Below are 10,922 nucleotides of genomic sequence, written 5' to 3'. Positions count from 1 at the left end.
AGTGATCTCAGCCCACCTTTCCACGAAGTCGAGCGACTCTCGCGATGGGAGAGCCTGCGATCGGATGAACCGTGCTTGCGCACGACGCCACCGTGGACGCCGAGTATCTGATCCGCCGTCCGAAGTCCTCGCGCTCCAGGCTCGCCCGCACCCGCAGCGTCTTCATCGTCTGCCCGAACGCGGTGACCACGGTCTGGCCGGACGTGTCCGCCGTCGCCTGTCCCGCGTCGTCTGCCACCAGGGTCTCGGCCCCTGCGTCGGTCCCCTCGGTCATCGCTACGGCCCCCTGGCCCAATGTCGTCCCGACGGCCTCGTCATGCCGCGCGTCTCGTACCCGTACCGTCACCGCGCGTACAACGGGCCGCGCCGGTGCGTCAGCACTGGTCACGCTATGCGACCGAGGGCGCCGTTGACGGCATGGCGAGTCGACTCCCCAGCTCCCTCGGCGCATCCAACCCATGTGTCCCAGCGATGAGGTGAGTCGCACATCGAGATGCGATTCACCTCCACCCCACGGGGCGCCTGCCTCGCCCACCGACTGGCCGCAAACCGGTTGGACGCGTGGAGCATCCTTGTACAGCACCGATCCGCAGGCGGTCGGAGTCGCTGATCATGCCGTCGGGGTGCTCACTTCGGCCGTCAATCCGTCGTTGAGGGCGGTCAGCCGGATCTCCATCGAGCTGTCCCCGTCGGCGGCCGCGGTGGTGGTCGTGCCCGGCCGCCAGGTGGCGAGCGCGTCGCCGAGCAGCCGCAGAAACAACTGGGAGGTGAGCAGGCCGAGTTCGCCGAGCCGCGAGAGCCGCATCGGTCCGCCCGATACGAGACTGTCCCGGGCCCGCCTGGTCTCCTCCGTCTACCGGGCGGCGATCTCGGCAAGCCGACGTTTCGCCTTGCCCCGGTCGGTGCCTCGGCGCGGCCTGCCGCGGCGTTCGTAGCTGCTGGTGCGGCGCAGCTGGGGGCTGATCCGTAGCGGTCGCGCCGCACTCCACGGAGCGACCACGTAGCACCGGCATCGGTGTCTGTCCCCATCCCCGTCCCCCGATCGGGGCGGCGCTCCCCAGCGCGCGGAGGACCGATGAGCGGCCCCCTCGCCGAGGTCCTTGACGGCCAGCGGCAGTCCGACCTCCAGAAGGCCGGACGCGCCCTGCTGAAGGAGCCGCTGCTCACTGCAGAGGGACCGTCCGCCGATGAGGTCCGGCTGGTTCGCCGACATGCTGCCGGACTTCGGGAGTGGTTTGAACGTCACGTCGGCTGGACGCTGCGCACGGACGCCGACGCCGCACGGCTGCGCAAGACGCCGGGCACCCTCACTGACGCCATGCACCCGGCGCGTGAGGCCGCCCGCAGCGCCCTGCCCTTCACCCGCCGCCGCTACGTTCTGCTCTGCCTGGCCCTGGCCGCACTGGGACGGGGCGAGTCGTAGGTGGTGCTCGGACGTCTCGCCGAGCAGGTCGTCCTGACCGCCGCCGATCCCGAACTCGTAGCCGTCGGGATCACGTTCACTCTGGAGCGGCGCGACGAGCGCCTCGACCTCGCCGCCGTCCGCCTGCTGCTACGGCTCGGGGTGCTGCGGCAGATGGCCAGCGACAAGGGCGCCTATGGCAGCGGATCGGGCGACGTGCTGTACGACGTGCGGCGGCGCGTGCTGGCCAGGATGCTCGCGTCCCTGAGGGCCCCTCCATGGTCGAGGCCGAGGGCTTCGAGGGGCGTCTGGCGGAGATGACCGCGTGGACCGCCCTCGATAGCGACGAGCTCAGGTTCCGGGAGGTCCGCTGGAAGCTGACCCGTATCCCCCTGGGCGACTCGGTCCTGTACTACGACGACCTGAGCGACGTCGCGCGTCTGCTCGCCTCGATCGGGCTGGCCGCGGTCGGTGATGACGGGCTCGGCGAGGTGGTGTCCTGGGAGGCCGGTGGCCATGACACCTGGGTCTGAGCGGACGGTTGCTTCCGCGTCGGGGCGCTTACCGGCAGCGGTGCCAAGGAGAGCGCACACTACGTGGGGGGAGGAGGAGCGCGGGAGCGGGAACGTCTCGCCCGGAGCGCGGAACTGCGCGCCGAGATCGCCTGCTTGACGGCGGAGCGGGAGCAGCTGGCCGAGGAGTCCCGCGCCGTGGCCGGGCGCCCTGCCGCGCCGGACGCCGAACTCGCCGCACTGCCTGGCGACGACGACCTGCGGTACGCCCACGCACGCGTCACCGCCGCGGCCGAAGCTGTCCGCCGCGCCCGCGCCCGGCGACACGGAAGGGCCGTGGAACTGGCCCCGGCGGCTCGACGGGCCGAGCGCGCGGCGACCGAGCTTGCTGACACTGCGGCCGCCCTGAACCTCCCCCGACCAGACGACACTGGGTGCCGTTCGCCATGCGCTCGCCGACCACACCGCCCTCCTGATGGCCCTGTGGCCTGCACTGCGTGAACGCGCAGAGGCCGAGCGCGAGGAGACCGGCCGGGCGACCTCCTCGTGTCCGAACGCGCCGAGCGCGCCATGGAGGTGGCTCGGGTGGCCGCGGCAGCGGACGAACACCTCACGACGCTCCGCTCCACCCTCGGAGCGGCCGTCGCCGAGCTTCAGCAGCAATTGGAGGAGACGGCCCAGGCGGCTCGGGCCTGTGAGCAGGAACAGCGACAGGTCCGGGCGCAGTCCGGTGACGCCGACCGGCGGGCCAGCCGCGCCGAGGGAAGCATCGAGCGGCTTGCCGAGGACGTCACCGAGGCGACCGCCGCGCGAGAGGAAGCCGTTGCGGCGCTAGAGTGGTTCGCCGCGACGGGGCTGCTCGCCGTGGCGTTACGGACCGCGCCCTACATTTGTGGCGGCTGCGCGGGTCGAGGCCGGTGGTCGGCTCGTCGAGGGAGATGATGCGCGGGCCGCCGACCAGCGTCATGGCGATGTCCAGGCGGCGCCGCATGCCGCCGGAGTAGCTGGCGGCGGGCTTCCGCGCGGCCTCCACTAGGTCGAAGCGCTCCAGGAGCGAGGCGGTGACGCGGCGCCCCTCGGCGCGCGGCAGGTGGTGGAGGTCCGTCATCAGGCGCATGTTCTCCTCGCCGGTGATCAGGCCGTCGACGGCGGAGAACTGCCCGGTGACCCCGATCGCGGCCCGCACCGCCCGAGGGTCGGAAGCCAAGTGGTGGCCGTCCACCCACACCTCGCCAGCGTTGGCGGTGAGGTACGTGGTGAGGATCTTGACGACGGTGGTCTTGCCCGCGCCGTTGGGGCCGAGCAGGGTGTAGACAGTGCCGCGCGGCGCGTTCAGGTCCATGCCGTCGTGGACCGTCTTCGAGCCGTAGGCCCTGCGCAGGCCGGTGGTCGCGAGGGCGGCGGGGGCCGTGGGGTGCTTGGGCGGTGTCGGGGGTGGGGGGCGGTGTCCCTGGGGCTGGCTGGGGCGGCGGGGTCGGTGGCGTTGGCGTGCTGTTCATGCCGGACAGCAGGGTGCGGCGGGGTGGCTTCAGAGCGCCTTCAGGGGGCCTTCCATACGGTTTCAGGGGGGGCTTCGACGGGTTACGGGTTTCAAGGCCCCCGGACTCCAGCTGCCCCAAGGGGCTTTAAGGCGGAATTGGGTGTTCCGTTCAGGGGGCGGGGCGGCTCGGGTGTCGTTCCGCGGCCGGGGGGGCCGTCGCCCCGCCTTGTCCTGGCGACGGGACACGTTCCGCGCCGGTCACGGCCGTTCCGTCGCCCCGCCTTGACAGCTCCCGGCGGCGGCAATTCGACGGCTTGGGGGCGTTAAAGAGTCCTTACGGGCCGCCCCTTGGTCGCTCCTTGCTCTGGATCGGGGCCGCTTCTAGGCTCGGTGCGCGGGATGGAGGGGGAATTCACACCCGCTGCCCGACCCGCGGGCGCCGTAGCGGGAATCCGCGAATCGCTGCCGCATTTCGCAGTGGAATTCCGGCAGCATTCCGTGCTCGACCGCCTCGGTGGCCGCCGCGCGTGCCGGGCGGCGACCTTTGGATGACGTGGCGATGACCTGGGAGAGGCCGTAACTGGGGCGATCTTGACGGCAGTTGACTCCGTGGCGCGAAGGCACGAGCCTGTTCGGGCGCCAGGAGCACCGGAGCTGCCCGGCGAGCGAAGTGGCTGTTCAGCCGAACCGGACACGCGCTGTGGGCGCCCTCATTGCAGGGGCGCGGCGGATATGCGCCGCCGCCGACACCTGCGCGCCCCGCGCTTTGCCGCCGCGGCGCGGATTCACCAGTCCTGGCTTCACGTACAACCGCGTACATCGTTCAACCGCGTACATCGCTAAACCGCTGTGGGGGATGGTTGCTTTGCGTTCGTTTGAGGAGGGTGTGCTGCCGGGCGGGCCCGAGGGCACCGAAGTTCCGGTAGGGACGATTCCCGAGCTGTTCGAGCAGCGGGTCGCCGCCGTGCCCGACGCGACCGCCGTGGTCTTCGGCGACGCGGCGCTGAGTTACCGCGAACTCGACGCGCGCGCGAACCGTGTGGCCCGCCTCCTCGTCGAGCGCGGGGTCGGCCCCGAGACCGTCGTGGGCGTGGCGCTGCGGCGCACCCCCGAGTGGTGCGTGACCGTCCTGGCGGTCCTGAAGGCGGGCGGCGCCTACCTGCCGGTCGACCCGGCGTACCCGGCCGACCGCATCGCGTACATGGTGGCGGACTCCGGTGCCGCCCTCGTCCTCGTCGACGCGGGCACCGCCGCCGAGCTGCCGGAACTCTCCGTTCCCACCGTGCGCCTGGACGCCCCGGACACCGTCGCCGCCGTGGCCGCGCACAGCGCCCGCGCCGTCGGCGACGCCGAGCGCACCCGCCCCCTGACGGTCGCCAACGCCGCGTACGTCATCTACACCTCGGGCTCCACCGGGCGCCCCAAGGGCGTCGCCGTCACGCACACCGGCATCGCCAACCTCGTCGGCGCGATGCGCGAGCGGATGCGGGTCACCCCGCAGAGCCGCGTCCTGCAGTTCGGCTCGCCCAGTTTCGACGTGTCCGTCGGCGAACTCGGCATGTCCCTGCTGTCCGGTGCCACGCTCGTCATGGCCGACAAGGAGCAGCTGGCCCCCGGTGCCCCGCTGGTGGAGACCGTCAACCGGCACGCCGTGACCCACGCGGTCCTGTCGCCCGCCGTGCTCGCCGCCCTGCCCGTCGGCTCGCTGCCCACCGTGTCGAGCCTCGCCGTCGGCGGCGAGGCCAGCGCGCCCGAGCTGGTCGCCGCCTGGTCGGCCGGACGCCGGATGATCAACGGCTACGGCCCGACCGAGACCACCGTCAGCGTCACCCTCAGCGAGCCCCTCGTCGGCGACGGCCAGGTCCCGCCCATCGGCGCGCCCCTCGCCAACACCCACGCGTACGTCCTCGACGACGAGCTGCGGCCCGTCCCCGACGGCACCCCGGGCGAGCTGTACATCGCCGGTGCCCCGCTCGCCCGCGGCTACCTCGGCCGCCCCGCGCTGACCGGTGAGCGCTTCGTGGCCTGCCCGTTCGGCGCGCCGGGCGCCCGCATGTACCGCACCGGCGACCTCGTCTCGCGGGGCGCCGACGGCCAGTTCCTCTTCCACGGCCGCGTCGACACCCAGGTCAAGATACGTGGCCTGCGCATTGAACTGCGGGAGATCGAGGCCGCGTTGATGGCCCACCCGCGCGTCGCGCACGCCGTCGTGACCGTCCACGAGGGCGTCGGCACCGGCAAGCAGCTCGTCGGGTACGTCGTCCCGGCCGGGGCCGGTGACACGGACGCCGCCACGGCGATCCAGGGCGGCGGCACCGGCCATCTGGCCTTCGACTCCGGCTTCTCCACGGGGGAGCTGCGGACGTACTTGGGGCAGCGGCTTCCGGACTTCATGGTTCCGGCGGCGGTCCTGGTGGTGGACCAGCTGCCGTTGACGCCGAACGGGAAGGTGGACAAGAAGCGGCTTCCCGAGCCGGAGTTCCGGGGCGCGGCCTACCGGGCGCCGCGCACCGAGGCGGAGACGGTCCTGGCGGCGGCGTTCGCGGCCGTCCTCGGCCTCGACCGGGTCGGCGTCGACGACGACTTCTTCGCCGTCGGCGGCGACAGCATCCAGTCGATCCAGGTGGTGTCGCGGGCGCGGGCGCAGGGCGTGGAGGTCAGCGCGCGGGAGGTCTTCGAGGCCCGCACGGTGGCCCGGCTCGCCGAGCTGGCCGCCGCCCGGCAGACGGACGCCGTACCGGTCCTGGAGGAGTGGGACGGCGGCGGTGTCGGGGAGATGCCGCTGCTGCCGATCGCGCGGCTGGTGCGGGCGTGGGGGCCGGGCTTTGAGCGGTTCCTTCAGGCGATGGTCCTGGACCTGCCGTCGGACATCGACCGGGACGGTCTGGTGCGCACGCTCCAGGCGGTGGTGGACCGGCACGACCTGCTGCGCTCGCGTCTCGTGGACGGCCCCGACGGCCCCGACGGCCCCGACGGCCCCGACGGCCCCGACGGCGACGGCGGGCTCGTGGTCGCGCCCGAGGGCGCGGTGGCGGTGGCGGGGCTGGTGCGCCAGGTGGAGTGCGACGGCAGCTGGGACGACACCTGGCGGGAGAGCCTGCTGGGCGAACTCGACGCCGCAGCCGCCCGGTTGGAGCCTCACGCCGGGGTGATGGCCCAGTTCGTGTGGTTCACTCCCGCCCAGCCCGGCCGGGGCGGCCGGTTGCTGGTGGCGCTGCACCACCTGGTGGTGGACGGCGTGTCCTGGCGGATCCTGCTGCCGGACCTGGCCGCGGCCTGGGAGCACCTGCGCGAGGGCCGCGCCCCGGAGCTCGCGCCCGTGGGGACGTCGGTGCGGCGCTGGGCCCACGCCCTGGCCGAGGACGCCGTGCGCGCCGAGCGCGTGGCGGAGCTGGACCGGTGGCGGGCGATCGTCGAGGGCCCCGACCCGCTGCTGGGCGCGCGGCGCCTCGACCCGGCCCGCGACACCATCGCCACCCTCACCGAGACCCGTATCGAGCTGCCCGCCGATATCACCGAGACCCTGCTGACCGCCCTGCCGACCGCCTTCCACGGCGAGGTCAACGACGGTCTGCTGGCCGCGCTCGCCCTGGCCCTGTCCCAGTGGCGCCGCACCCGGGGCATCGACGAGCCGTCCTCCCTGATCCGCCTGGAGGGCCACGGCCGGGAGGAGGCCGCCGCGCCGGGGGCGGACCTGTCGCGCACGGTGGGCTGGTTCACCAGCGTCTTCCCCGTCCGCCTGAACGTGGCGGGCACCGACCTGGACGACGCCCTCGCGGGCGGCCCCGCCGCCGGGCAGGCCGTCAAGGCGGTCAAGGAGCAGCTGCGGGCCATCCCGGACAAGGGCATCGGCTACGGCCTGCTGCGCCACCTCAACCCCGAGACCGGCCCCGTACTGGCCGCGCACGGCCTGGGGCAGGTCGGCTTCAACTACCTGGGCCGCTTCACCGCCGGGGCCGCTCGCGCCGGGACCGCTCACGCCGGGACCGCTCACGCCGGGATTCGCGCCGGGACCGCTCACGCCGAGACCGCGGGGTTCACGCAGGTCACCGGCATACCCGAGCTGGAGGCCCTGGACGCGGGGCAGGACGCGCGGATGCCCGCCCCGGCCGAGGTCGACATCAACGCCAGCGTCACCGACACTGCCCAGGGCCCGCGGCTGGGCGCGCTCTTCACCGCGCCCAGCGGCATCCTCACCCCCCAGGAGCTGACCGAACTCGCCGAGTTGTGGGTCACCGCCCTGACCGGCCTGGCCCGGCACGCCAGCGCCCCCCGGGCGGGCGGTCTGACGCCTTCCGACGTTCCCCTCGTCACGGTCACCCAGGCCGACCTGGATGCCTGGCGCACGTCCTACCCGGGCCTGTCCGACGTCTGGCCCGCCTCGCCCCTCCAGGCGGGCCTGCTCTTCCACACGCAGATGGTGGAGGACGCCCAGGGCACGGCGTCGGCGTTCGACGCCTACCAGGTGCAGTACGCGATCCAGCTGTCCGGCGCCATCGAACCGGAGCGGATGCGGGCGGCCGGGCAGGCCGTCCTGGACCGGCACCCGGCGCTGCGCACCGCCTTCGTACGCGACGACGACGGCGACCTCGTCCAGCTGGTCGTGGACGGCGTCACGCTGCCCTGGCGGCACGTCGACCTGAGCGGCACCGGCACCACCGGCTCCGACGCGGCCTTCGAGGCGTTCATGGCCGACGACCTGAAGGTCCACTTCGACCCGGCACGGCCGCCCATGCTGCGGATGACCCTGGTCAAGCGGGACGCCGAGCGGCACGAACTGGTGCTGACCGCGCACCACGCCCTGTTCGACGGCTGGTCGCTGCCCGTGCTCATCCAGGAGGTGCTGCGCTGCTACGGCACCGGCGGTGACGCCTCGGGCCTGCCGCCCGCGCGCTCGTACCGCGACTACCTGGCGTGGCTCGCCCAGCAGGACCCGGAGGTCTCCGCGCGGGCGTGGCGGCGCGAGCTGGACGGCGTGGACGAGCCGACGCTGATCGCGCCCGGCGCCACGACCGGGCGGCACAGCTCCGGCATCGGGCAGGTCGACGTGCCCCTGACCCCGGCCGAGGCCACCGCCCTGACGCGCGGCGCCGCCGACCTCGGCGTCACCCTCAACACCGTGGTCCAGGGCGCCTGGGGCCTGCTCCTCGCCCAGTTGACGGGACGTCAGGACGTGGTGCTGTCCGCCACCGTCGCCGGACGGCCGCCCGCGCTGCCCGGCGTGGACTCGGTCGTCGGCATGTTCCTCAACACCGTTCCCGTACGCGTCCGGTGCGCGCCCGGCGACACCCTCGCCGACCTCCTCACCGGCCTCCAGGAGCGGCAGGCCGCCCTCCTCGACCACCACCACTACGGCCTCAGCGACGTCCACGAACTCACCGGCCTGAAGGCCCTGTTCGACACGCTCGTGGGGTTCGAGTCGTTCCCGCTGGACCGCGGCGGCCTCGCCGAGGCGAGCGCCGGGGCCGGGATCGCGCTCACCGGCATCCGCGCGTTCACCGCGAGCCACTACCCGGTGACCGTCTTCGTCTACCCCGACGGGCCCCACCCCCGCCTGACCGTGCAGTTCCAGCGGGACGCCTTCGACGAGGCCGGGGCCACCGCGCTCGCCGAGCGCTTCGGCCGCGTCCTGACGCAGGTCGCCGCCGACCCGGCGCGGCCGGTCCGGTCGGTCGACGTGCTCGCGCCCGCCGAGCGCGAGCGGCTGCTGACCGGCCTCAACGCCACGGCCGCCGAGACCCCTGCGCTCACCCTGCCGGGCCTCTTCGAGCGCCAGGTCGCGGCCACGCCGGACGCGATCGCGGTGACCTGCGGCGACATCTCGTACACCTACGCGGAGCTGGCGGCCCGAGCCCACCGGCTCGCCCGCGAGCTGGCCGACCGGGGCGCGGGCCCCGAGACCCTCATCGGCCTGGCCCTGCCCCGCACCGCCGACCTGATCGTGGGCCTGCTCGGCATCCTCACCTCCGGCGCCGCCTACCTGCCCATCGACCCCAAGTACCCCAGCGGGCGCCTCGACCACATCCTCACCGAGGCCCGCCCCCACCTGATCCTCACCGACACCACCACCGCCGACGTCCTGCCCGCCACCGGCACACCCGCCCTGCACCTGGACGAACTCGACCTCACCGACGGGCCCCACGGCCGAGCCCTGAAAGCCACCCCGCACCCCGACCACGCGGCCTACGTGATGTACACCTCCGGCTCCACCGGACGGCCCAAGGGCGTCGTCATCACCCACGCCAACGTCGTCAACGGCGTCATCCGGCTCATCGACCGCGTCGGCGGCGGGCCCGGCTCGCGGATGCTCGCGGGCACCTCCGTCAATTTCGACGTGTCCGTCTTCGAGACCTTCACCACCCTCGCGACCGGCGGCACCGTCGACGTCGTACGGGACGTGCTGGTGCTCGCCGAGCGGGAGCGCTGGGAGGGCGGTGTCATCAGCACGGTGCCGTCCGTGTTCAGCGAACTCCTCGACCAGATAGCCCCCAAGGTCCGCGTGCAGACCCTGGTGTTCGCCGGTGAGGCGCTGCCCGCCTCCCTCGTGCGCCGCATCCGGCAGACCCTGCCGGAAGCGACCGTCGTCAACGCGTACGGGCAGAGCGAGACCTTCTACGCCACCACCCACACCGCCGGGCCCGACGGCACGTGGGGCGGCGCGGCCAGCGCCCCCATCGGCACGCCGCTGGGGAACATGCGCACCTACGTCCTCGGCCCCGGCCTGACCCCCGTACCGGCCGGAGTCGTCGGCGAGCTGTACGTCGCCGGGAACATCGGCCGCGGCTACCTCCACCGCCCCGACCTCACCGCCGACCGCTTCGTCGCCGACCCCTACGGCCCGCCCGGCGCCCGCATGTACCGCACCGGTGACCTGGCCCGCTGGAACGCCGAGGGCCAGCTGGAGTACGTCGGCCGCGCCGACACCCAGGTCAAGGTCCGCGGCTTCCGCATCGAACCCGGCGAGGTCGAGGCCGCGCTCACGGCGTTCCCCGCCATCGCGCAGGCCGCGGTCGTCGCGCACGACGGCGGCGAGGCCGTCGGCAGGCGGCTCGTGGGCTATGTGGTGCCCGCCGAACCCGACGGGGGCGGCGGCATCGACATGGTCAAGCTGCGGGACTTCGTCCTCGGCAGGCTGCCGGAGTTCATGGTGCCCGCCGCCGTCGTCGTCCTCGACCGCTTCCCGCTCGCCCCCAACGGCAAGCTGGACCGCAGGGCCCTGCCGGAGCCGTCGTTCGCGGGCGCCGAGTACCGCGCGCCGCGCACCCCGCAGGAGGAGACCCTGTGCGCGCTCTACGCCGAGATCCTCGGCGTCGAGCGGGTCGGGATCGACGACGACTTCTTCGACCTGGGAGGCAACTCCCTGCTGGCCACGCGGCTCATCAGCCGCATGGGCAAGGCACTCGACGTCAGCGTGCCGATCCGGGCGGTCTTCGAGTCGCCCAGCATCGCCGAACTCTCGCGCACGGTGAGGAACGCGACCGCGTCCCGCCGCCCCAAGCTGCGCCGGATGAACAGGAGTGGACAGTAA

At 73.5% G+C, this 10,922-nt stretch carries 3 protein-coding genes and 3 pseudogenes; 3 read left to right on the top strand and 3 right to left on the bottom strand.

What is annotated here, in order from left to right:
* Nucleotides 1-7 precede the first annotated feature (7 nt).
* Nucleotides 8-274: a hypothetical protein gene (locus tag ACOBQU_RS09625; RefSeq protein ID WP_423625796.1), complete on the bottom strand. Its 267-nt coding sequence runs from the start codon at nt 272-274 to the stop codon at nt 8-10.
* Between the two features lie 336 nt (nt 275-610).
* Nucleotides 611-838, bottom strand: a pseudogene (locus ACOBQU_RS09620) (DUF2397 family protein); the annotation flags it as partial.
* Nucleotides 839-1,075: 237 nt separating this feature from the next.
* On the opposite strand from ACOBQU_RS09620, the pseudogene ACOBQU_RS09615 reads away from it, so the two are divergent.
* Nucleotides 1,076-1,723, top strand: a pseudogene (locus ACOBQU_RS09615) (TIGR02678 family protein).
* A complete protein-coding gene (locus tag ACOBQU_RS09610; protein ID WP_423625794.1) occupies nt 1,720-1,935 on the top strand; it encodes a hypothetical protein in 216 nt (71 codons plus the stop codon). Before ACOBQU_RS09615 ends, ACOBQU_RS09610 begins: the two are co-directional and overlap by 4 nt.
* Nucleotides 1,936-2,806: 871 nt before the next feature.
* Here ACOBQU_RS09610 and ACOBQU_RS09605 read toward each other — a convergent pair.
* Nucleotides 2,807-3,295 (bottom strand): annotated as a pseudogene (locus ACOBQU_RS09605) (ABC transporter ATP-binding protein); the annotation flags it as partial.
* A gap of 964 nt (nt 3,296-4,259) precedes the next feature.
* Here ACOBQU_RS09605 and ACOBQU_RS09600 point away from each other — a divergent pair.
* A complete protein-coding gene (locus ACOBQU_RS09600) occupies nt 4,260-10,922 on the top strand; it encodes an amino acid adenylation domain-containing protein (RefSeq protein WP_423625792.1) in 6,663 nt (2,220 codons plus the stop codon).

Source organism: Streptomyces sp. G45 (assembly GCF_049542095.1).
GTDB lineage: Bacteria > Actinomycetota > Actinomycetes > Streptomycetales > Streptomycetaceae > Streptomyces.
This window is presented reverse-complemented; position numbering and strand designations above follow the sequence as displayed.